This window comes from Acinetobacter sp. MF4640 (genome assembly GCF_002018895.1).
Classification (GTDB): Bacteria; Pseudomonadota; Gammaproteobacteria; order Pseudomonadales; family Moraxellaceae; genus Acinetobacter; species Acinetobacter johnsonii.
On sequence record NZ_MVOM01000032.1, the window covers coordinates 1 to 22874 of the forward strand.

The 22874-nt window shown below is 40.7% G+C and carries 21 protein-coding genes and 2 pseudogenes; 21 read left to right on the plus strand and 2 right to left on the minus strand.

Annotation, left to right across the window (positions count from 1 at the left end):
• Positions 1 to 63 precede the first annotated feature (63 nt).
• From MF4640_RS11520 to MF4640_RS19975, 5 genes are all read left to right on the plus strand, one after another.
• Positions 64 to 417: a DUF3168 domain-containing protein gene (locus tag MF4640_RS11520; RefSeq protein WP_078389655.1), complete on the plus strand. Its 354-nt coding sequence runs from the start codon at positions 64 to 66 to the stop codon at positions 415 to 417.
• 145 nt (positions 418 to 562) lie between these two features.
• On the plus strand, positions 563 to 1081 hold the full coding sequence (locus tag MF4640_RS11525; protein ID WP_078389656.1) for a Rha family transcriptional regulator: 519 nt from the start codon (positions 563 to 565) through the stop codon (positions 1079 to 1081).
• A 70-nt stretch (positions 1082 to 1151) separates the two neighbouring features.
• Positions 1152 to 1622, plus strand: coding sequence for a phage tail tube protein (locus MF4640_RS11530; protein WP_078389657.1), 471 nt, complete (start codon positions 1152 to 1154; stop codon positions 1620 to 1622).
• Between the two features lie 9 nt (positions 1623 to 1631).
• Entirely contained in the window at positions 1632 to 2165 is a 534-nt protein-coding gene (locus MF4640_RS11535; RefSeq protein WP_078389658.1) for a phage tail assembly chaperone family protein, TAC, read from the plus strand.
• Positions 2166 to 2257: 92 nt separating this feature from the next.
• Positions 2258 to 2392, plus strand: a complete 135-nt coding sequence (locus MF4640_RS19975) for a hypothetical protein (RefSeq protein WP_413772696.1) — start codon at positions 2258 to 2260, stop codon at positions 2390 to 2392.
• Positions 2393 to 2540: 148 nt separating this feature from the next.
• Here the strand turns inward: MF4640_RS19975 and MF4640_RS11545 are convergent, their stop codons facing one another.
• Both MF4640_RS11545 and MF4640_RS11550 read right to left on the minus strand, forming a co-directional pair.
• On the minus strand, positions 2541 to 3035 hold the full coding sequence (locus MF4640_RS11545; RefSeq protein WP_078389660.1) for a hypothetical protein: 495 nt from the start codon (positions 3033 to 3035) through the stop codon (positions 2541 to 2543).
• Between the two features lie 110 nt (positions 3036 to 3145).
• Positions 3146 to 3505 (minus strand): Arc family DNA-binding protein, encoded by a 360-nt coding sequence (locus tag MF4640_RS11550; protein WP_078389661.1) that lies wholly within the window; start codon positions 3503 to 3505, stop codon positions 3146 to 3148.
• A gap of 105 nt (positions 3506 to 3610) precedes the next feature.
• Between MF4640_RS11550 and MF4640_RS11555 the strand changes: the two genes are divergently transcribed.
• From MF4640_RS11555 to MF4640_RS11630, 16 genes and pseudogenes are all read left to right on the plus strand, one after another.
• A complete protein-coding gene (locus MF4640_RS11555) occupies positions 3611 to 3766 on the plus strand; it encodes a toxin-antitoxin system HicB family antitoxin (RefSeq protein WP_078389662.1) in 156 nt (51 codons plus the stop codon).
• A gap of 80 nt (positions 3767 to 3846) precedes the next feature.
• Positions 3847 to 4626: an antA/AntB antirepressor family protein gene (locus MF4640_RS11560; RefSeq protein WP_193791550.1), complete on the plus strand. Its 780-nt coding sequence runs from the start codon at positions 3847 to 3849 to the stop codon at positions 4624 to 4626.
• Positions 4627 to 4705: 79 nt separating this feature from the next.
• A complete protein-coding gene (locus MF4640_RS11565) occupies positions 4706 to 5158 on the plus strand; it encodes a hypothetical protein (RefSeq protein WP_078389663.1) in 453 nt (150 codons plus the stop codon).
• A gap of 74 nt (positions 5159 to 5232) precedes the next feature.
• Positions 5233 to 8898: a lytic transglycosylase domain-containing protein gene (locus tag MF4640_RS11570; protein WP_078389664.1), complete on the plus strand. Its 3666-nt coding sequence runs from the start codon at positions 5233 to 5235 to the stop codon at positions 8896 to 8898.
• A 46-nt stretch (positions 8899 to 8944) separates the two neighbouring features.
• A complete protein-coding gene (locus tag MF4640_RS11575; protein WP_078389665.1) occupies positions 8945 to 10156 on the plus strand; it encodes a hypothetical protein in 1212 nt (403 codons plus the stop codon).
• Complete coding sequence (locus MF4640_RS11580; RefSeq protein ID WP_078389666.1) at positions 10153 to 11070, plus strand: phage BR0599 family protein; 918 nt, start codon at positions 10153 to 10155, stop codon at positions 11068 to 11070. Before MF4640_RS11575 ends, MF4640_RS11580 begins: the two co-directional genes overlap by 4 nt.
• A 12-nt stretch (positions 11071 to 11082) precedes the next feature.
• Positions 11083 to 11328, plus strand: a complete 246-nt coding sequence (locus MF4640_RS11585; RefSeq protein ID WP_227518652.1) for a hypothetical protein — start codon at positions 11083 to 11085, stop codon at positions 11326 to 11328.
• 8 nt (positions 11329 to 11336) lie between these two features.
• Complete coding sequence (locus MF4640_RS11590; protein ID WP_227518653.1) at positions 11337 to 11516, plus strand: hypothetical protein; 180 nt, start codon at positions 11337 to 11339, stop codon at positions 11514 to 11516.
• Complete coding sequence (locus MF4640_RS11595) at positions 11500 to 14280, plus strand: hypothetical protein (protein WP_078389668.1); 2781 nt, start codon at positions 11500 to 11502, stop codon at positions 14278 to 14280. The genes MF4640_RS11590 and MF4640_RS11595 overlap by 17 nt, the downstream gene beginning before the upstream one ends.
• Before the next feature lies 1 nt (position 14281).
• On the plus strand, positions 14282 to 15175 hold the full coding sequence (locus MF4640_RS11600; RefSeq protein ID WP_078389669.1) for a hypothetical protein: 894 nt from the start codon (positions 14282 to 14284) through the stop codon (positions 15173 to 15175).
• A gap of 48 nt (positions 15176 to 15223) precedes the next feature.
• Positions 15224 to 15781: a hypothetical protein gene (locus tag MF4640_RS11605; RefSeq protein ID WP_078389670.1), complete on the plus strand. Its 558-nt coding sequence runs from the start codon at positions 15224 to 15226 to the stop codon at positions 15779 to 15781.
• 248 nt (positions 15782 to 16029) lie between these two features.
• Positions 16030 to 16545 carry a glycoside hydrolase family 108 protein gene (locus tag MF4640_RS11610; protein ID WP_171263879.1) on the plus strand — a complete coding sequence of 172 codons (516 nt, stop codon included), beginning with the start codon at positions 16030 to 16032 and terminating at the stop codon, positions 16543 to 16545.
• A gap of 538 nt (positions 16546 to 17083) precedes the next feature.
• The gene (locus MF4640_RS11615) at positions 17084 to 18100 is read left to right on the plus strand and encodes a tyrosine-type recombinase/integrase (RefSeq protein ID WP_005399651.1); all 1017 of its coding nucleotides are present in this window, start codon (positions 17084 to 17086) and stop codon (positions 18098 to 18100) included.
• A gap of 30 nt (positions 18101 to 18130) precedes the next feature.
• Positions 18131 to 18937 (plus strand): phospholipase D-like domain-containing protein, encoded by an 807-nt coding sequence (locus tag MF4640_RS11620; protein WP_005399650.1) that lies wholly within the window; start codon positions 18131 to 18133, stop codon positions 18935 to 18937.
• Position 18938: 1 nt separating this feature from the next.
• Positions 18939 to 21412, plus strand: a pseudogene (locus MF4640_RS11625) (efflux RND transporter permease subunit); the annotation flags it as partial.
• Positions 21413 to 21433: 21 nt separating this feature from the next.
• A pseudogene (locus MF4640_RS11630) lies at positions 21434 to 22831 on the plus strand (efflux transporter outer membrane subunit).
• Positions 22832 to 22874 lie beyond the last annotated feature (43 nt).

The following is a 22874-nucleotide window of genomic DNA, read 5'->3' on the forward strand; positions in this document are numbered from 1 at the left end:
AGCTGAATTTAACAAGGCGTTTATGAAGTCGATTGAATCCGCAATCAAAAAGGGCAAGATCGAATGAAGCAATTACCTATTTATCGAATTTTAAAGGCTGATGCCCAAGTATTTGGAATGTTGGGTGAACGCATTTATGAAGATGTGGCACCTGAAAAGACACCACTACCTTATTTGGTTTGGACTGACTTATCAGGAACCCCAAATACCTCTTTAGATAACATCACCAATGAGGATGATGTGATGTATCAGGTGATGGTCTATAGCCCTAACCAAAAGACGGCTTTAGATATTCGAGCTGCTGTATGCAATGTTCTCCAAGAGCATAGTTTGATTGATCAGAGAATCGGTCACTACGAGTCAAATACAAAGCTTTTTGCTCGTGGATTTTCAGGTAGTTGGTGGCTTGATCGGTAGAGAGTTAAATATGGAAAATTGAACAAATCACGGATTTTAGTGATGAAAGAATTAAGCCTTACAGAAATGTAAGGCTTTTTTTACGCCTGTTTATTATTCCAACTGCATTCGATAAACAGGTTTACAGCAACTCAAGGAGTTATATATGAATGCAAAAATTGAAGTTATAAAAATTGTTGATGTTGAAAAAGGTGTGCCAAAAACCACAACTTTACAAATCGCACTTGGTTTGGGTATTCAGCATAAGTCCATAATCCAGTTGGTGCGAAGCTATAAGTCAGATTTTGATGAGTTTGGCCCATTGGCATTTGAAATGCGGATGGGTGCACCACTTCCCCAAGGTGGTTATGGGCACTCTTTACAGTATGCTGTCCTAAATGAGCAGCAGGCTACCTTGCTTTTAACCTACATGCGGAACAGCCCAAAGGTGCGCCAGTTCAAGAAAGCATTAGTTCGAGCATTCTTTGAGGCACGTGCACTTCTACAAACAGACTATTTTTCTCTAATCCAAAAACGTGAAGCACTTAGCGCAAAATTGGACTGCGAGAAAGATATTGCTAGTGCGTGTGGTCGTGGTTTGTCTCAATGGAAAAAACAACGCGATGTTCTTGAAACCGCTATTGCAAATGTGGATCGGCAAATTCAGCCATGTCTATTTGAATAAATAAATCATTTTTAAACCAATACCACCGAAAGGTGGTTTTTTTATGCCAAAAATTGAGGAGTAGCTACTCATGGCGCGTATTAAAGTTCAAAAATCACAGTTGTACTATGTTGACGGTAATGAGGTTATTACCGTGCAATGTGCAAAAAACTTAACACTTGGGAATGACACTGAAGAAGATATTGATGTGACGTGCCTTGATGATGCCGAAGATAATTTTGATCCTGGTAAAAAGACACCGGGTGAAGGTTCTCTTGGTACAGATTTTGACGATGAAAACGAATCACATTTAAAGATTCTTGCTTTGTCCAAAACTGATCCACGTAAAAAAGTCATGTGGTATTTAGGTTCAAGCCATTCAGATGCGGCACCAACAGTTGCAGCTGGTGTTGTGACTTTACCGCCTGAACGTATGTGGTGGGCTTTTGAAGGTTACTTGAAAACACCTGAACGTACATTCGAAAAAGGGCAGTTTGTTGGTTACAACTATCCGCTTAAACGCACTTCTAGTGTTAACGAAACAATGCGCACAATTCCTTAAGGGTAGGTTATGGCTAAGACATTAAATCTTAAAAAGTTGCGCAAGGTAACTCAAAGCTCAGCGCCTGTTGAACAGGTTGTTAAGTGGTCCGTTCTTGTCACTGAGCAGAACATTGATGAGCTTAAAGAGCTTGTTGGTAAGCAAGAAATTCAAATTGATGAATTTCTTGAACTTGAAGGGCAAGTTTTCATTAAGCGTCTAACATTTGAAGCTCAACAAGAGGTGTCCAAGGCTTTTGAATGGGATGTTGTGAAAGATCCTGAAAATCCTGAATTAAAAGGTATTGATGGAAAGCAGTTAGTGGCATCTCGTTTGGTTGGTTCCATTTGTGAAGATGAGAAAGGCACGCCTTTCTTTGAATCGATTCAGGGCGTTTATACCTCGGATCCCAACTTTATTAATGCGATTTATGAAGCCGCAAATAAGGTTAATAATTTCACGGGAAAGTTACTGAAGAAGAGTTCGACGAAAACGAGTTCTGGTGCGAACTTGTCCTCAACGGAATCGGTGGAAGAACAATCCAAGAAGCAAAAAATACCATAAGCATTTCTGAACTACCAATGTGGAGGGCCTACCGTAAAAAGTATGGCCCTTTATTTTTTGGAAGAAGGATTGAGCAGGGATTTGGTAATCTTATGGCGGCATATTTAGCTTCTAAGGGGGCTGAAAATGTGAATGCGTATTCCTTTATGCCACATGAGAAGGAGCCTGAAGAACTTGAATACAGTGTTGATGAGATGTTTGAAAAGGGTTTGGGGAAGCTGGCTTAGGTTGGCTTTTTAACAACTCAATAGGATTGTACGTTTATGAATATTAATTCAGTAGTGGTAAATCCACCCCAAAAAGGAATATATGTCAATCTACAAAGTGAGTTTGATCACATATACCTAGATGTCGGTAATTGTTATTTGGAATTCACTAAGATAAACCAAGATACGTTCCAATTAGTAAAATCGCATTCGGTATGTTCTCAAGGCCTTCATCCAGTAGTTTTGTGGTCAGGTGTTTTATGGCCTCGGCAGGAAGCTCTCGAAGTGAATCAATCATTGACTGCTTATCTTCAGGGTTTAGGTTAGATTGATTGATTTTATTTTCTAAAATGGCTTTTAAGGTTTCAGCCTCAAATTTAACTGTAACAATATTTAATATTGCTGATAAACCACCATCATCAGCCAAAAAATCCAACCCTCTATGATTAATGCGGATGATGTTTAAACTAAATATCCCATCAACTGATTCTGTATATGGCTCACTTTCAATAAGCCTGTGTTGAGCTAGATACTCAAGATTGGCTATAACCTTATTTGCATCATAGGTGTCAAATAATTTGGTGATTTCATCACTCGCATCTTGAGGGTAATGATTTGAAGCAATCTGTAGAATTTTATTTTGCAAAAGTCTATCAATAACCATTTAGAACTCCTTACTGTTAAGTATTATTATTTATTCAACAAATAAGCACTCCTCAAATATGAGGAGTGCTCTTATGAGGGCACCTTAGGGTGCTTTTTTTAAATCTAAAGTTACAAAGTTATGCTTGTGCATCCTAGCTCAATAAGTTGCCTAGCACTTTCGTCTTTTAGGTGACACAAGACAGCGTGGTAGCTAAATAACCAATAATTAAGGCCAAGTTGAGTTAGCTTAATTTCTTTGTATTGAGACTCAAATAAACCAATTGTTATAGCCCCAATTTCAATCGAAGCTGCAGGTTCATTTAAGTCATTAAATTTAGTTACTCTAAAAAAATCAGGTTCAAAGCTTTTCTCTAAACGATATACAGCTTCAGCATTTTTGGAGCGACCACTTTCCTTGCAAGCACTCTCAAGTTTTTCTTTAAGGTCTAATGGAAGTCGCAATGGAAATTGTTGATCTGTTCTCGCCATGAAAATTGCACAATAGTTTATTCAAAAAAATAATAGCATCACGGTGTTGTAATTTATACCAACACGGTGATACTATTATCACCGTGATAGTGTTTAGGGGGTGTTATGGCACGATTGGATACACAGGTAGCAGTACGAATTCCACCTGAGTTGCATAAGCAACTAAAAGAAAAATCGGCAAAGGATGAGCGTTCAATGAATTATTTGATTAATAAGGCAGTTGAATTTTACTTGACCCATAAAGAGAATGCGAAAGCATGAAATCAATAGACAACAAAAAAGCGCACCAAGACCTGAGAAATCCAATGCGCTTTATGTAGTCAATACCAAAGGAAATTAATATGACTTCAAATAGTCTAACACAACAACTTGAACTAAATCATCAACCACTTGTTATGGTTTTTGAAACAGTAATAGGGAATTTAAAGCAATTGGCGGTTAATGCGCGTGACTTGCATTTATTCTTGCAGGTGGGTCGTGACTTCACCACTTGGATTAAAGGCCGTATTTCAAAATATGGATTTGCACAGAAGTTAGATTTTGAAATTGTTGAAAAAATGAGCTCACCAAATTCGGGGAGCTCAAAATCTCGTCAACAAGTACTGGTTGAATACCACATCACGCTCGACATGGCTAAAGAGTTATCTATGGTAGAGAATAATGCCAAAGGTCGTGAGGCTCGTCGTTACTTTATAGCAATGGAGAAAAAGGCCTTAGGATATGTAAATGCAATCCCCACTCCTGTTTCACCAAAACTAACAAAAGAGCAAGATGTGGAGCTTAGTCGGAAAATCCATTTTATTGGTTGTAGATTTTATTGCCGAGATGGTGCAAATCAAAACATAATGAATCGCTTAAGGGTTGATCTTGGATTACGTCAAATGGGTGATATTCGTCAATGTCATTTTGGGCAAGCCCTTCAAATATTGAATCATTTAGATGATGTATCTAAGGCATATTCAGCTTGGCAATACGAAATTAATCGACTGGTTATTGATTATATAATTAGAGATGGAAGACCTTGGACGCCATTGGTTGTGAAGAAGTTGAAAAGTGAGTTGGATGTGACTATTAATCAACATCCGGATTGGAATAAGCTGGCAGCACTTATAATTAAGTAAACATAAGCCTCCTTCGGGAGGTTTCTTTTTGCCCGTAGAGTTAGTATCTTGTTCTAAATTATAAATTTAGGGTAGGGTTGTGAAGAGAGTAATTTTTATATTTTTGACTATATTTTTAAGTGGCAGTGCCTTTGCTGATAGTTATTTACAGTCCAGAAAAATAGTTAGAGATTCTTTGATAACTTGCCTTAAGGATCCTGAGAACGCAAAATATTCAGCAGCGTATAATAGCTGCCTGCTTGAAGCTTCGGATGGATTTCTAGAAAAAGCTAATGCGGAGTTTAATCAACAGTTCATCAAAGGAAATGCAACTACTCGAAACTCCTTGGTTAAAGATAGAAATATCTACTTAAATGCAATCAAATTTTGTGAGTTATTCCAAGAGGTTAGCTATGATGGATTTACCAAAGAAGCTATATGTAAGCTTAAAACCACTAAAGAGTATTTAAGTTTACTGACAAATGGAGATTCCTCCTTGCCTAATAATTGGAAAATAGAAGATAGGGTTGATAAGTTGTTTATTGGGTATTAGAAATAAATCTTAAAAGCATTGTGTTAGAAAAAAGCTCGAATTTATCGAGCTTTTTTTACGTCTGAGGAAAAGTAATGGCAACAGCTTCACTGGGTAGACTAACCCTTGATTTAGTCGCGAAAATTGGCAATTTTACTGAGCCTATGACTAAGGCGGAACGCCATGCAAAGAACTCAAGTAATAATATTGCAGACAGTTTTAGTATTGCTAGTGTTGCAGCAAAAGCATTGGGCGTAGCTGTTGCAGGTATTTCTGCTGGTGGTGTTATTTCATTTACCAATCAAACCATTAATGCTGGTAATGAAATTAAGAAATTCTCACAACTTGCCAATAGTTCTACACGGGATTTTCAGTATTATGCTAAAGGTGCTGAAACGGCAGGATTTAGCATGGAGAAATTCGCCGATATTAATAAAGATGTTTTGGATCGTTTAGGTGAGGTATCTCGCAGAGAAGGCGAGATGATGGATTTCTTTGAGAGAATTGCGCCTAAAATTGGAGTAACAGCAGCTCAATTCAAGAATCTAAGTGGCCCTGAAGCGTTGCAGGCTTATTACAATGGTTTGCAGAAAGCGAATTTAAGCCATGCAGAGCAAGTCACCTACATGGAGCAACTTGCTAATGATGCATCTATGTTGATTCCGCTTCTTAAAAATGGCGGTGAAGGTTTTCAAAAATGGGGTGATGCTGCGGAGCGCATGAATGCATTGATGTCTGATGAGATGATTGCAAATCTTGCTTTGGCTAAAGAAAACGTTCAGCTTTTAAACTTACAGTGGGAAGGTGCTAAAAATACATTAATCAATGGTTCTATGCCTGCAATACAAGCAACCATTGATAATATGGATGCGCTAACCAATGTGACAATGATTGCAGGTGCATACCTTGCAGGTTCTTATATTCCAACTCTAGCAATCGTAACAAAGGGACTTGTTACAGATACGGTTGCAAAAATCAGCAATATCGCTTCTACACGTGCAAAAACCTTGGCTGATTATGAGGTTGCCAAAGCAAATTTAGCAGCGACAGCTGCAATGGTTAGAGCTATGGGGGTAACCAATGCGCAAACTGTAGCAATGATGACTAATGCTCGAGCCGCATACCAGCAAGCAGCTGCTGCTAAAGCAACCATGTTTGCAGGTTCAGGATTATTGGGTGTTTTAGGAGGGCCTGTTGGACTAGGAATAACAATGGCTAGTGTGGCCGCAGGCTACCTACTAATGAAAGATGGCGCTGAGAAAGCAACCGCTTCGATTGATATACAGGGAAAATCCGTTGCTGATTTGGTTGTTAAATATAGAGAGTTAAATACTCTTCAGCGTGACAATGAAACAAAGGCTTTAGCGGATCAAGTTGAAGATTTGGGGCTTAAATATCGAGTAGCATCATCTGACTTATATTCCTTCATGGAAGCTTTACCAATTTCTGATGAAAAAATAGCAACTTTTACGAAATTAAATAGCGAACTATCGCAGGGGCGAATCAGCAGTAATGAGTATTACGAAGCTGTTAAGAATGTGAATATTTTAACTGACTCTCAGCTCAGTAAGGTTCGTGGATTGGTCGGTGGGTATGTTGAGGCAAAGAACAAGTTTAATGAGGCTGAAACAGCGCAAGATGCTTTAGCAAGCTCCATGGGGAGTACTACCCAAAAGGCTAAAGAGCAAGCTGCAGAAGTAGCAGGACTAAGTGAGGAAATAAAAAAGCTACTCGGTACCAATAAAGAAGCAATGTTAAAAAACACTTCTTTGAATGCCATGATTGGAGCAGGTGCTGACCCTAAGCTAGCTGAGTACTTGTATGAGGCACGTAAGGCGCAAGGAATTCTCGGAACATCGAAAATGCTTAGTGAGGATGTTAGAAAGTCGGTATTAGCTCGCTATAACTCTGAGATTGGGTTAAATAAAACTCTTGAAGAGCGTGCAAAAATTGAGGAGAGAAACAAGAAACTTATTGAAGCACAGGGCGATGCGATGAAGGTGAATGCTTTAGTTGCATCTAATGCAGCTAAGGCTAATGCGGAGGCTTTAGAGGCTGCAAAAAATTTACCTAAAGGCTTATTATCTGCTGTAAACATGGTTGAATCTCCTAATAGCAACAACGCTACCAGTAGAGCTGGAGCTGGTGGGCCAATGCAATTCATGCCTGCAACAGCAGATCGCTATAAAGTTGATATTAAAAGTGTCGAGTCTAGTTATCGTGGAGCATCAAATTATCTAAAATATTTGTTAAAGATGTTTGATGGTGATATCGAGAATGCGCTCAGAGCTTACAACTGGGGCGAAGGAAACATGCAGAACTATTTAAAATATGGTTCTGGTATGAAAGGTAGGGAAAAAGGGTATTTCCCAGATAAACCTATGCCTAAAGAGACTCGCGAATATTCAGGCAAGGTAATGGGCTTCATGGGTGGTGCAAGTGGAGTTTCATTTACAGAAGGTTATTCTTTTGATGATTGGCTTAAAGAGCAGGAAAAATTCTCAATTGAGCGTGAAAGACGTGAAAAAGAGCAAGCTGCTAAACAATTAGACCTTACCAATGCTGTAGCTACAGAGAAAGTTCGCATTAACACCAAACTGGCACAAGATATTAAAAGTATTGAGGAAGCTGGTTTTCCAGAGTCTGAGTCTAAAAAACTGATTGCGGAGTACCAGCGCCGTGCTGATATTGATATTCAAATTGCTGACGCTGCGCAAATTGATAAATTATCCAGTTTTTCTGATTACACCAAGTCTGAAGAGCAGTTGCTTAATGAAAGTTATGCCCGCCGGCAGCGCGATTTGAAACTTGATATTAGTTTGACTATTGGGGCATACACCGAAGCATCGGCCCATATTGAAAAGCAACGGCTTAAAGATTTGCAAAAAATTCGACAAGCAATGTATGAGTCAATTTCAAACCCATTAGCAGAAATGCAATCTATTGGCTTTAATGCTAGTGCGCAAGCATCACTAAGCCCAAAGGAGTTCCAGCAGTGGCAACTTGGTAATGAGCATCAAGCAGGATATTCGCAATTAGCAGATAGCTTTTTGTTATCGCAGAAAGCCATTTCTGAAAATGAGCTAATCAGTGAAACTGAAAAGTATGCTCAACTTCAGTCCATCTATGAGGCATATCTTCAAAGTAAGTCAGAACTTTCTGCATTGTATGCGGAACAAGAGCAAGAATTAGTTCAATCCCAACATGAAGCTCAGATGAGCATTTGGCAGGATTTATTAACTCGAACAGGAACTATATTTAATGATATGGCTGCCATGGTTAAAGAAACATCCGGTGAATCAAGTGCAGCTTATAAAGCAATGTTCTTGGTGAATCAGGGTATTTCGATTGCTCAAGCATTGATTAATACAGAAGTTGCTGCAACAAAAGCTATGGCCGAGGGCGGAATGATTGCAGGTATACCTATGGCCACAGCAATACGTGCACTTGGTTATGCATCAGTAGGATTAATTGCAGGTCAAACGATTGCAGGTATGGCTCATAATGGTATTGATAACATTCCAAAAGAAGGCACATGGTTATTGGATGGCGGTGAGCGAGTGTTAAACCCTCAGCAGAACAAGGATTTAACTAATTATCTTGCTAATAAGCCAAATCATCAGCAATCTCAGCCTATCGAAAATAGCCTTAGGGTAATCATGGTCAAAGATGAGAGTGAAGCTAAAGATATGCTCTATAGCGCTGATGGGGAAAAGGCTTTCCTTTATCATATGAAACGAACTGGATATGCGAAGAAATAACCAGCCTTAATAGGTCGGTTTTTTATACCTGCAATTTGAGGACAAAATGAAAATACAAACCCAATATGGGGAGGTGCATGTATTAACAAATTGCCCTCTACTTGATTCTACTGAGCGATTGGAGTTTAAAACCGAGGTGCATGAATCATTCGATGGTAGTGAAGACCGCTACATCCAGCGGGATGCACCAAGGCAGGTTTTGAGCTTCAATTACGTGAATATGCAGAAAGCGATGGGCGACATCTTCCATATGCTCTATGCGAATTTACGCAAGCAGTGGGGGGTTCCATTGCCCCAGTTCAGGCAATTGATTCCAGATATGGTAGACAGTGATTTTATTATCATGGACACAACAGCACACCAAGCCGACCTTAGAGTCGGTTTTATTTTGCTTGAAAGCTCTGAAGGCGCTCAAACTGCTGAGATTGTGAGCATTGGTCGATACATCATTACTCAGGAAGAAATCCGAGATCCTGAAACGGATGAAATTATTCAGGAATTGATTACTGAATATCAGGATGGGTTTCGATTAGCCCAGAATGTGACTGTATCAAATGCTTCAATCAAGCCGATGCGGATCTGTATTATTGATGGTGATGCGTCAATCAATACTGGCGGATTTTGGTCAAACTCATCCGTGGTGTTTCGCGTACTGGCAGAAGATTCACCTGAACATAGTGGTGATGTACCAGAACAGTACCAGGGCGAGGATATCTATTTCAAACCATTGCTTTTGGATGGCGATTCGTTAGAAATGACATTAACGCAGCACCAAAACATTGTGGATGCTGATGTGGGAGGTTTTCAACAATTCACCCATTGGAAGAAACCACGCTACTTAAAACCGTTTAAATCAGTTTTAAAAGGATGGGATCAATATAGTGAATACCGCCGATTCCTATTTCGGCGCATGGGCCGTTATCAAGCATTTTGGATGCCTTTATATGAAAAGCATTTGAACATTTTAAACACGGCAAATATCACTACCTCACTGAGTACCAATACCAAGTACTTACTGGACGCTGATCGTAAGCATATTGCGGTAAAGCGTAAAAACGGAATGTGGACCGCGCATGAGATTACTGCCAAAACGGGTGGCTCTTTAACGGTATCACCTGCAATCAATGCACACAGAAACGATATCCAAACCATTTGCTATTTAGGTTTGCATCGCCTTGATGCGGATCAAATCGAATTTCAGTTTTTAGGTGCACAGATTACACAAGTGACCGTGCCTATTGTGGAACTATCATCATGAGAAACAGAGCCGAGTTATTTCAACTCAAGCATGGGGATAAAGTTTGGAACTTTACCAATGCACGTAAAGCTGTGGTTCATAACAGTATTGAATATTTACCAGTTCGTGGCCTACAACGCACCGCTATTGAAGATGAAAGTATTGATAAATGCGATACCGAAGTAATATTCCCACAAATGCATTTACTCAATGCTGAGGGTGAAGATTTGGCCGCCATCTTTGCAGGCAAGATCTTCTATGGTGGTGTGACCATTACCATCCTTGAACGTTACCAGGGCGAAAAACTGGTCCTGCATAAAGGCCGGGTGACTCAGCCAAAGTATGATGAAGATGCAGATACCGTGACCTTGGTGTGTGAAACGGGAGAGTCGTATTTAAACCGTAATATTCTGACACGCAAGTTTCAGTATTCTTGCCCAAACTCAATCTATGACCGCTGGTGTGGGCTCAAGTTTGAAGATTGGTCATTTGAGGTTGAAGTGACTGCGATCGATGGCTTAAAGGTTTCTTTCAATGTGGTGCCCACTCAGGCTTTAGATGCAGAAGGCAATCCAATGTTTGAGCAGGTCCCAGTATTAGATGAAGAGGGAAATCCTGTTTTAGATGAACAGGGCAGTCCTACTTTTGAAAATGGAGACCCGATCATGGAAACCAAGACTTATCCGGATCAATGGCTGAATTTGGGGTTGATGCTGAAAGGTGGTGTACATACCTTAATCACGACCAGTAATGCGAATAGCTTCACGTTGTACCGTCAGCATGTCGGTTTAGCGGTGGGCGATGTGTTTCCAGTTGTGCCGGGTTGCGACCAATCTAAAAAAATGTGTGATGAAAAGTTTAACAATTGGGCGCGTTATGCCGGGCATCAATTCATCCCCAACAGCAATCCAATCTTTACCCAATTAATTAAGTAAGCGAGGTGTCGAATGGTTATTGCACCATGGGTGATTTACGCAATGCTTGCGCTGATGGTCGTCACAGCCGCTTATAGCTACTACGCCATGCGCAAAGCCCAAAAGAAAAACCAGCAAACCGCCAATCAATTAGACGGCACCATTGCTGATGAAGGCGTTTCTTTCTCAGATATAGCAGGTAGTCCGCATATGTATGGAAACATCACCCATATTTGGGGACATGCAACGACGGATATCAAACAGAAAGGTGGCAAGTGAGAATTTACATGTCAGATATACGAAAAGCAGGAATGTGTGCTCGCGGATCGCGGGCATTTTTTTTATCTCAAGGTTGGGATTGGACAGCCTTTCTTGAAAACGGCATCGATATCGAAATTGTTGAACAAACCAATGATGCCATGGCGCAGCAAGTTGTGGAGTATGTAAAAAATGGGCGGAAGCAGTAGTCAAACAATAGGTCAAAGATACTTCGCCAAACTCACGACCTTTATTGGCAATCCGATTGAAAAGTTGATTGGGATTAACTTTGATAATCGCGGCTGGATTTTTAAACCCGATAATGATGAAACCTTTCTGCGTGTAGAAAGCCCAAATCTATACGGGGATAAAGAGGGCGGTGTTGCTGGGTTTATCGATATTCATACAGGCACCGCAGATCAATTGCCTAATACCACTTATAGCGCTGACTTTCCAAAAGTTTCAGGCTATCCATTTCAGTCTTATTTGTTATTTCGTGGACTGGGCAAAGGGGTTTCCTCGGGTGGCGTTGTTGGTGAAATTGCAGGAATTATTGCGAAACGGCACCACTACAATAAATCGTTTTATCATGGCAACTCAGGTTACATGAAAGAGATGTTGCTGTGGCCACAGCGGGTTCATGTTCGTAACGATGGACGACCTCAGTGGTATAACGAAAAGGCGGAGATTAATGCAGGTTGGGTGAAAGGTTCTGCGGCTTATGATTTTAACGGTTTGACGTGGGAATTTGGGGCGGAAACAAGCACAACAAATGCCTATCCAAATATTGAAAAAGTTGCAATTGTAGAAATTTACGATGAACCAGACAAAATACACACAGTCAATATTGAATTTGAAGCATTTGTAGAGATGCGCCCCGTTATCGGCGGGGAAGTTGCTGGAGGTGAAAATGGAGAGATCGTAAAAGGTGGAGAATATGATGTAGGCGCGAGTGCAGAAGGGATTAGCTATAAATGGTTTAACCGTTACACTCTTGAGATTTCTGACCCACCACAAATTTATTATCTCAACAATGGTACTGCTGTAAACGGAGGTCGTTCTTCATTTTCTGGTAATTTTTCAGTTCAAGTTAGAAATGGCGCAACAATTACGGCAAAAGCTGAAACAGGCGATCCAGGCTATACAGGAACAATCAATGGTTATTGGCAGTATATTAAATTCAAAGCTAAAGGCGAAAATGGGAAATACGCTGACATCAACCCCATCCATAAAATTCGAGAAATTCTCACAGATGATACGGCTATGAATAAGCCTGAGTCCGATATCAACGATGTTAATTTCAAAAAAGCCGCAGATGTGATTTATACCGAAAAACTGGGAATATCTTGGTCTGTAACAGAGAAATCATGCCTTGAGGCAATCAATGAATTGTGCGGACACATTGAAGCAGGTGTCCGAATGAATCGTCAAACGGGTTTATATGAGATGGTCTTATTTCGTGATGACTGGTTTGACGATGATGAGATTCATACTTTGCCTGTCAACAAAATTAAGGGTATGCAGCTGGATGGAGCAACATCTGCAGATGAACTGATTAATAAGTTGAACGTGAGTTATTACAATCAAAGTGCGATTAAAAACTCTTCATTTTCAATTGCCGAGAATGCTGCAATTCGGAACTTAAATGGACATGAAAATTCTGATGACGTGAAGTTTCCTTATTTCATGCATCAGCGTAATGCAGCAATAGTAAGTCAGTGGAAGCTCAAGCAGGTATCTACTCCAGTTTGGCGAGGAACTTTCACAACTGGGTTTTATCAGGCACGAAAGTGGAATCGGTATGACTTGCTAAGACTTGAATGGCCAAGACGTTGGAGCGGTACCATTTTAGTTCGGATTATGAAGATCAACTTGGGCACCGGTACAGATGTATCGATTGATTTTGTAGAGGTTGTGCCTTATTCAGGTAATCTTTCTTCAAATATTGTGAACGACACACCTGTAGACACCACACCAAAACCTCCACTGCCTGCATTGTTTAAGGCTTTTGAGTTGTCCTATTTAGAAGCAGTGCAACTCAATGGGCAGAAAGCTGTGGACGAGGCGCTAGCTTATAACCCCGATGCGGGCTATGCGGCGGTGATTGCCCAGCGCCCACAAAGTAATTCATTAAATGCTTTGATGTATACAGATACAGGCAATGATTATGAGCGAGTAGGTGCAATTGCATACTGCGAAACAGCTGAGCTGGATCAGAATATTTCGCAGATCAACACCTCTTTCATTATAAAAAATGCAGGTGATATTGATATGGTTAGTCTCAGTACGCAGATCACTATAAATCAAGAGATTATGGTGTATCAATCCTATGATGATGAAACTGGGCTACTCACTGTCAAACGTGGTGCTTTAGATACAATTCCTCAAAATCACGTGGCGGGCAGTGTACTGTACTTTGCAGATGATTTTATCACGGTGGATCCGACTGAATATGTCACTGGCGAGATCATCAACGTAAAAACCCTGACCACCACACCAAGTGGAATTTTAAGTCTGGATGCTGTGGATGCACAGCAAGTAGAAATCAAAGCCCGAGCGATCAGACCTTATCCCCCAGCGAATGTGAAAATTAATAATCAGTATTGGCCTGTTTACTTTGAAGACGATTTTACACTGACTTGGTCTAATCGAAATCGGTTACAGCAAACAGGTGGGGATTTTATTGGGTATTTTGAGCAGGATGTATCACTTGAAGAAAACACACAAACATTACTCACTGTAATTGAACTTGATGCAAATAATGTTGAACTTGTTACACATAGTATCAATGCAACTGCATCAAACAGCTTCACATTACTTGAATCAGCAATGCAAGTTAATGCGCGTTCAATTCACGTTATTTTAAAAACTGTTAGAGACGGCTATGAGTGTTTATATGCTTTTGATCATATTGTAATGCGATCAACGCTTGTTGCGCCGAGTAACGTCACTTTTGAAGTTATAGAGTATTGATATGTCTGTAAAAGTCAAAATAAATTGGAAAAATGACAACGTAATATCCGAGTCAGTGCGAATTTATCGTTCGGACTCCGTGTTTGCGTCTACGTCATTGCCGCCGCTTTTAACTGAAATAGTCGGTGATGTTTATGAGTATGAGGATTTGGATGTTATTGAAAATCAGACATATTTTTACATGTTGTCAGCTATGCTGGATGAGCAAGAAGTATTTACTGAATGTTTTGAGTTGATTGTTGGGTTGCCTGCGAATTATGTTGAATTAAGCTTAGTGACATCAAATCAAGTATTTACCGGTACAGGCTCATTAAATATTAAAGAGCCTGCACACAATGCTGGGGATGTTTTGATTAGTGTAATCGCTAGCTATTACAATTTAAGTTTGCCGACTGGATATACGTTACTTGCTCAGCGTGGGCAAATGTATGTAGTTGGTAAGATATTTACATCTGCATCACCAACTGATGTTAACACGCCAACAAATTTAACTTGGGGTGTGACGCATAATATATTGTTGCGTCCAGCTTCGCTTGTTTCAGAGTTAGGCGTTGATGTCTTGACGGGAAGCGCATCAAGACCTGCAGGCGGAACAACCATGACATTCAGCATGCCACTTTTAGCAACCCAAGCACAGCACGTCGGCTACGAGTTGGGTGTGTTTAGGTGGCATAATCGGTGGGGCTATACTGCTGAACCAATTACGCTTGATGGTATATATTCAAAAATGCAATCAAAAACCTCAAGCGATTCTGCAGGTGTTGCAGCATTGTGCAGCTTTGGAAGAAAGGCGAATCAAAACGATAGCGTTGGCGGAAAGTCTGTGAAAATTGACGGCTTGCCGACAGACTCGATTAGCGTTGAAGCTATAACGATATGTATTTATGTGAAATAACACAGCACCTAATCAGGTGCTTTTTTATTGCCAAAAATAGGGGGCGCAATGTCGAATGACTACTCATCTGACCCACCAGTAGCAACGGCAGGGCAGTTGCTTGCTATATCAGACAAGATCAGCGACATATCAAAGAACATGGATAAGTTGGCTGAGATGCCTCAGAAGCTCGACCGTATGAACATGCAGTTAGAGCAACTCAACAAAGAGCATCAACAGACACGAAATGACTTAACTCAAACTCGTGACAATCTGCAAGAAGATTTAGACCGCGCAAAGTCAAACTTCAAAAGTGAGATTAAGCAGCTCAGAAATGAAGTTGAGCCAAGATTTAAGGAGATGGACTCGCAGATTAGGGTACTGCACGAAAGTAAAACCAAGATCGACAGCATCACCAATCTTGTACGCTTTGGCGGCATTTTCTTAGCAGGTCTATTCGTTGTCGCTTGGAATACTCAGACAAGCAAAACAGACACGGTAAATACTCAAGCCACAACCAACGCCCAAAGTATTCAGGTTCTTGAAAAACAGTCTGATCAACTTTTGAGAACAGTTGAAGAAATCCGAAACAAACTTTATGAACGAAATGTGAGAGAGGAAAAATGAAAGTCATTCCTGAAAACGCGCTGAAATATACCAGCGTCAAATGGCCCCTAATTGGGGCTTTTTTATTGGGTGTAATTCCTGTTTTGTTGCAAGAAGGAATCAATGCACAGCTCATTCCAGCTGAATATCATTCATTAATTTTAACCATTGTACTGCCCGCACTGGCGTATTTCGGCAAAAAGAAATACCAACCTGAACTACATCCCGAGCCGACTATTTTAGGCTTTGCAAAACTGCCAGTGGATTCAATCACTTTTGATGAAGCATTCCGAAGGTTAATTGGTCATGAAGGCGGTTACAGTACAGATCGGCGCGATCCGGGTAACTGGACTGGTGGCAAGGTTGGAGTAGGCGTATTAAAAGGCACTAAATACGGCATTGCTGCAAACACCTACCCCAATTTGGACATTAAAAATCTTACGATTGCTCAAGCCAAGGCAATCTACAAAAAAGACTGGTGGGATAAATTAGGCGGCAACGGTCTGCATTCCGCTATCACATTTCAGTTGTGGGATTTCGCAATTAATGCAGGAAAGAAGCGGGCAGTAATGGAGCTGCAACAAGCGGTTGGTGTAACCGCGGATGGAGTTATTGGTCCTAAAACTATGGAAGCCGTGAATGCTCAAGATCTAAATGACGTGATTCTAACTTTGACTGCTGAGCGATTAAGGTTTTATACATCACTTTCAACATGGTCAACATATGGCAAAGGTTGGACGAATCGTGTAGCGGATAATTTGAAATATGCTGCTCAAGATAATTAATCTTTTATTGCTGTGCATCCTCTTATCGGGTTGCACAGCACATTCGATTTCGACAAAAGTGCATGTCACCGTTTGTGTTCAGTGTGTGAATTAAAAAAGCCCTCTAAATGTGTCTTTGTTGTCGTGTTTTCATTTTTCACACTCACTTTTTTATTTCAAAATAGATGTTATAATCAGCGTACACAAGAATTCAAAGGCTTGTGGATAAAGTCACGTTTAGACCAAGATTATCCCATATTAAAATAAGCTATTGTTTTTTCTATAAAGATACTACGTTGACATCGTAGAGGTCAGCAGTTCGAGTCTGGATATACCTACCAAGATATATATTGAGTAAAATCAATATTTTAAGGGGGTATTGTAACGATATTTCCCTGTTTTTATTGTCAAATAGGTCAGCTTTGGGTAATCAAAATACCCAAAATTTGCATTAAAAACTGCTTTATATTTCGCTTTCGGGCGCCGTTTTGAGATGGTCGTATGTATCTCAAGATGGATGGCGCCCGTTTTCGGCACCAAATATTGAGAGTTTATTAATATGCAAAAACCTGTCAAACGCGGCAATGCATGGCGCATCCAAGTTAAATACAAGCATCTTCGTGATGCAGCAACAAGAGATACCTCACAAGAATGTATTCAATGGGCGCACAAGCGACTCATGGAGTTACAGCTTGAGTATGAAAAGCAGCTCAAAAATTTAGATAAACCCCAATACACTGTAAAGCAGCTATTTAATATCTATTACGAAAAAATTGGGCAGTTTACCAAAAGTAAAGTCTACATCAAAAATCACATCAAATATTTAGAACGGTATTACGGCAAACTCACCGAATACTCAATTTATGATCTCACTCCAAAGCTAATCACTGAAAATAGAGAAAGACGATTGCAGTATGTGAAAGCAGGGACTATTCATAAGGAAATGAGCCTTGGATCTTCTGTTTTCACATTTGCAGTACGTGAACTATTTTTACTGCCTTCAAATCCATTCAATTTGGTTAAGAAGCCAATTAAACCACCTGCACGAAAGAACCGTATAAGCCAAGATCAAATCAAAATGGTTTTGGTGGGTTTAGATAATTATGAAGAAGGTATGGTGCCGAAAACACCAGCGCACTATGTAGCTTGGAGTTTCTTATTTGCATTGGAAACTGCCATGCGTAAAGGCGAGATATTAGGAATTGAGAACCAACATGTCTTTCCTGATTATGTTCATTTGCCTGATACTAAGAATGGTACCTCACGAGATGTCCCACTAACGACAAAGGCAAGAGCGCTATTAGATCTACTGCCTAAGCGCGAAGGGTTACTGGTCAAACACAACTCCAATTCGTTTAGATTGCTTTGGCAGCGTAATTTAAAGCGTGTCGGACTTGCTGGAGCATTTACGTTCCATGATTCACGTCATGAGGCCATTACATGCTTTGTGAATAAACAAAAATTGCCTGTTGAGATATTAGCTAAATTGACTGGGCATAAAACCATTGGGGTTCTTGTGAACACATACTACAACCCAACGGCTTCTGAGATAGAAAAAATGCTAAATGCTGCTTAAGATATGCCCCATTGAATGGGGCTTTTTATTATGCAAATTTCTGATTTATCATTAAATGAATTAACAACAGTAATTTTGCGTGAATTTTCTTCAGAGAGGAGATCGGGCTCTGATATTGTAAAACTATTTAATTATTTAGGGTTCAGTGATGATTATTGGGAGTTGAATAAAAAAGGGGAATTTGGTAGTAGAAGGGACTTCACAAATAAAAAGCTTGCTGAGATAAATGGAACTTTTAAATTAATTTCCTTGATCGAGATTTTGGTTGATGATCGCCAAACACAAAATCCTGATGAGATTGCATGTGAACTCAATAAAATACTGAAACATGATGGTTTATTGCTTTATAAAACTGAGAATGAAATCTATAAAATTGGTGGAAAATCTACTCAAGAGGATTTACAGCTCAAGCCTGTTTTTGAAAAAATAGAGAAAGAAATAATAGAACATATCAAAACAAGTAAGTATTCCGTATGGGTTGCGGTTGCATGGATTACTTCTAAGCCGATAGCTGAGGCACTTTATAGGCAACATCAAAAAGGGGTTAACATAAGAATTATAGTGAATGATGATAGTTTGACTGAAAGCAAGGGAATACGCTTTGAAAAATCTGAGATCGAATACTATAAAATCTCACCTAAAAATGGCAATTTCAATAATTTAATGCATCATAAATTTTGTGTTATTGATTTCAAGAAAGTTATTACGGGTTCTTTTAATTGGACTGTGAAAGCATCATTTAATAATGAAAATATAACTGTGATTGAACAAAAAGATCAAGCTGAGAAATATGCGGACGAATTTATAAAGCTCATCAAAGATTTACCAAGAAGATAGAATTTTTTATTTGGCATTGAGTTCAGCGCATTTATCTGCGGGTAAATTATATGAAATTGCCAGCAATCAACTCTAGCCCAATCTTGCGCAGATGACTGGCGTCGGTGAAGTTGAAATTGATGGCGCGTCTATGCCTGCGGTGCGGATTACTTTAAATCCGAATGCACTCATTGCACAGGGCGTTTCATTGGAACAAGTCCGTACTGCAATTGAAAAAAGCAATACAGTACAAGCATTGGGCGTGGTTGAAACCGATCAACTTCGTTGGCAAGTCGCACTGTCGAATGATTTAAAACAAGCGCAAGATTTTGCCAACTTGGTGATTCATCGTAATGCTCAAGCCATCGTTCGTTTAAAAGATGTGGCTGAGGTGCAAGACTCTGTTGAAAACCGCTATGTCAGCGGTTTTCATAATGGTCAACCTGCGGTGATTATCAAAATCAGCCGTCAACCCAATGCCAATACCGTGGCGACCATTGATCAAATCAAAGAAAAACTGCCTGAATTAAAATCACTGATTCCCGCAGACGCACAATTGACTACAGTGATGGATGGTTCTGAAATCATTCGCGCAGGTTTAGCGGAAGCCCGTGATACGTTGTTATTTTCCATGCTGTTGTTCATTATTGTCGTTGCTTTGATGTTAGGGCATATTCAAAGTGCTCTTGTGCCGGGTATTGCCATGTTGGTGACTTTGGTCGGGGCGTGTAGTTTGGTGTATTTGGCAGGCTTTTCGCTCAACAACCTCTCCATTATGGCGGTGATTGTCGCTATTGGCTTGGTGGTGGATGATGCGATTGTGGTGCTGGAAAACATTAAGCGTCATATTGAGCAGGGAGACTCTCCTGTACAGGCTGCTATTAAAGGGATTCAGGAGGTAGGGCTGACTTTAGTGGCCATGAATTTGGCTTTGGTGGTGATTTTCATTTCAGTGCTGTTTATGGGCGGTGTGATTGAGCGGCTTTTCCGCGAGTTTTCACTGACCTTAGTTTTTACCGTGGTGTTATCCGTTTTTGTTTCCTTGGTGTTGACACCAAGCTTATCTGCACGCTGTTTAAAACCGCTAGAGAGCGACCAACAACAGCCTTTATATCAATTTAGCCATCGTTGCATGCAGCAGTTCAATCATGCTTATTTAACATCTTTAAAATGGATGCTAGCACATGGCTATGTTGTGATTTTGTTTTGGTTAGGTGCGATTGGGGCTTCATTCTATGTTTATCAGCACCTCCCTAAACGGGTATTGCCTGAGCAGGATACAGGACGGGTTGAGGCTTTTGTTCGTGGTGATGACGGGTTTTCCTTTCAAATTATGCAACCCAAAATTGCAGCCTTTAGCCAAAGCTTGCTGAGTGATCCTGCTGTAAAAGATGTGGTTGGAACTTCAGGCGGAGCAGGTGGAACCACAAATTCCTTTTTCATGGTGAGTTTAAAACCCAAATCGGAACGTGAGGGGCAAAGTTCACATGCCATTGTCGAGCGTATGAAAAAAATGCGCCGTGGCAGGCTGGGGCAATTTTCTCAGCACGTGTGGAACAAGAATTAGAACTGGATGATCCTTTTTCAAGTGGCAGTGGTCAAGATTATATGCTGTTACTACAGTCAGACGAGGTTGCACAGCTACGCCAATGGGTACCGAAAGTCGCGCAGGCCATGCAAAAACTACCTGAACTTGAGGAAGTGGAAACCATGGGGGATGAAGGCGCGCAGCATGTCACCCTAGATGTAGACCGTGAAGCAGCACGTCGTTTGGGCGTTGATATTGAAAGCATTTCGAGTGTGCTGAACAACTCATTTTCACAGCGCCAGATTTCAACCATTTATGATCAAATCCAACAGTTTCATGTGGTCATGGAAGTAGATAAGCACTTCACGGAACATCCTGAATCCTTAGCCAATGTACAAGTTCCTAATAAAGATGGACAAACTGTGCCGCTACGTAACTTTGCGACATGGTCTTATGGAATTACCAATGATCGAGTGTATAGACGTAATCAATATGCCGCGATGGGTATTGGTTATGTCGTGAAACAGGGCTATAGCTATGAACAGGCCGATACCGCGATCCGATCTGTTTTAACTGAAGTAATGTTGCCAAACAACGTTTTTATGACCACGGATAAAGATGTAGAAGCAGAAAGTTTACAAGCGGGCTTAAGTACACCGTTACTGATTCTTGCGGTGATTGTATTGATTTATATCGTGCTTGGGGTGACCTATGAAAGTGTGGTTCATCCGTTAACGATTTTATCGACCATACCCGCTGTGGCTTTGGGTGCAATTCCGCTGGCTTGTAGTTGGGGTGAAGGGGCAGAGTTACGTCAGCCTTTGGGTGTGGTCATTGTGGGCGGCTTAGCGCTTGGGCAGCTCTTAACTTTGTACACAACGCCTGTTTTGTATTTGCTCTTTGAAAAATGGGCTGAATCTTGTTCAAGATTTAAACGTAAATTTGTGCTGCAAAGCTTAGGCAAATAGATAAAGAAATAGGAAAATAGAATGTCAGGTTTGGTTTATAAAAATGTCTTCAGCCTAAGTTGTGTGTTGTTGTTGACTGCATGTAGTTCTACGGCGGTCGTACGCCCTCCCGAATATAAAACACCGCTGATTCAAGCGGATGAGCAATATAAATATGCTGCGCTCAATTGGACAGAAACAGCAGGCTTAAAAGGAGCGACAGTCGCATGGTGGAATATTTATGAAGACCCCGTTTTAAGCCAACTGCTGCAATAGTTAAATGCAGAAAACTTAAATTTGAAACAGGCCGAGGCACGTTATAGACAAGCCAATGCTTTACTTGAGCAGCAAAAAGCCAGTCGTTCTGTCAGTCTAAGCTTAGAAGGTGCTGCCAAGCGTAATGGCGCAAAGCATACATCTCCAAACAGTCAGTTTAGCACAGGGGTTCAGGCTAGCTGGATTCCCGATGTCTGGGGACGTGTGGCGAAAGCCATAGAGGGACAACAGGAAAATTTAGAAGCGGTGCAGGCGGACTTAGCCGCAGTGAAACTGAATCAACAGTTATTGGCGACTGAGGCTTATTGGAGCATTCGTGTTTTGGATGCGCAACTTGATGTACTGCAGCAAACCCAAAAAAGTTACCTACGTTCGGTGCAAATTTTAAAAAACCAATATACAGCAGGGATGATTGCGCGGGCAGATGTGATACAGGCAGAAACACAGTTGAAACAAGTGCAAATACAGCAGATCGAAACGCAGCGTGAACGCAATTTACAGGAAAATGTGTTGGCGGTCTTGCAAGGTAAAAGTGTGGCCCAGTTTCAACTGGTGAAACGACAGCAAGGTTTGAGTATTCCTACTGTACCCGCGCAGTTACCCAGTCGTTTACTCATGCAACGTCCCGATGTGATTCGTGCAGAGCGGGAGCTTGCGAGTACACATGCACAGTTGGGTTTAGCGCAAACGGCTTGGTTGCCAGATATTAGTATTGGTCTTAATGCGAGTTTAAATAGCCAAGTGTTGGGTCAGTTGTTCCAAGCCCCTGCATATTTATGGTCTACGGGACTAGAAGCAGCTTCGGTTATTTTTGATGGTGGAAAACGTCAAGCTGAAATTGCCCAAGCGCAGGCAAGTTATGATGAAAAATTAGCAGCCTATAAGCAAGCTGTACTTACTGGCTGGAAGGAAGTTGATGATGCTTTAATGCAAACTTCAAGTTTGAAACAACAACAACTGGAGCAAGCTCAGTTACTGCAACTGACTAAAGAAAATGAACAAGTGGTGATGCGACGTTATAACGCAGGTTTAGTCAGTTATTTGGAAGTGGTCACGGCGCAGAATTTAAGGCTGCAAGCTGAACAGAGCACATTAGAGTTACAACAAATGCAATTAAAAAATACAGCGCAATTAATGACTGCTATGGGTGGAAATATTTCCTAGACACTTGCTTTCTTTCCAAGTGGTGATTGACCAAACCATTAAG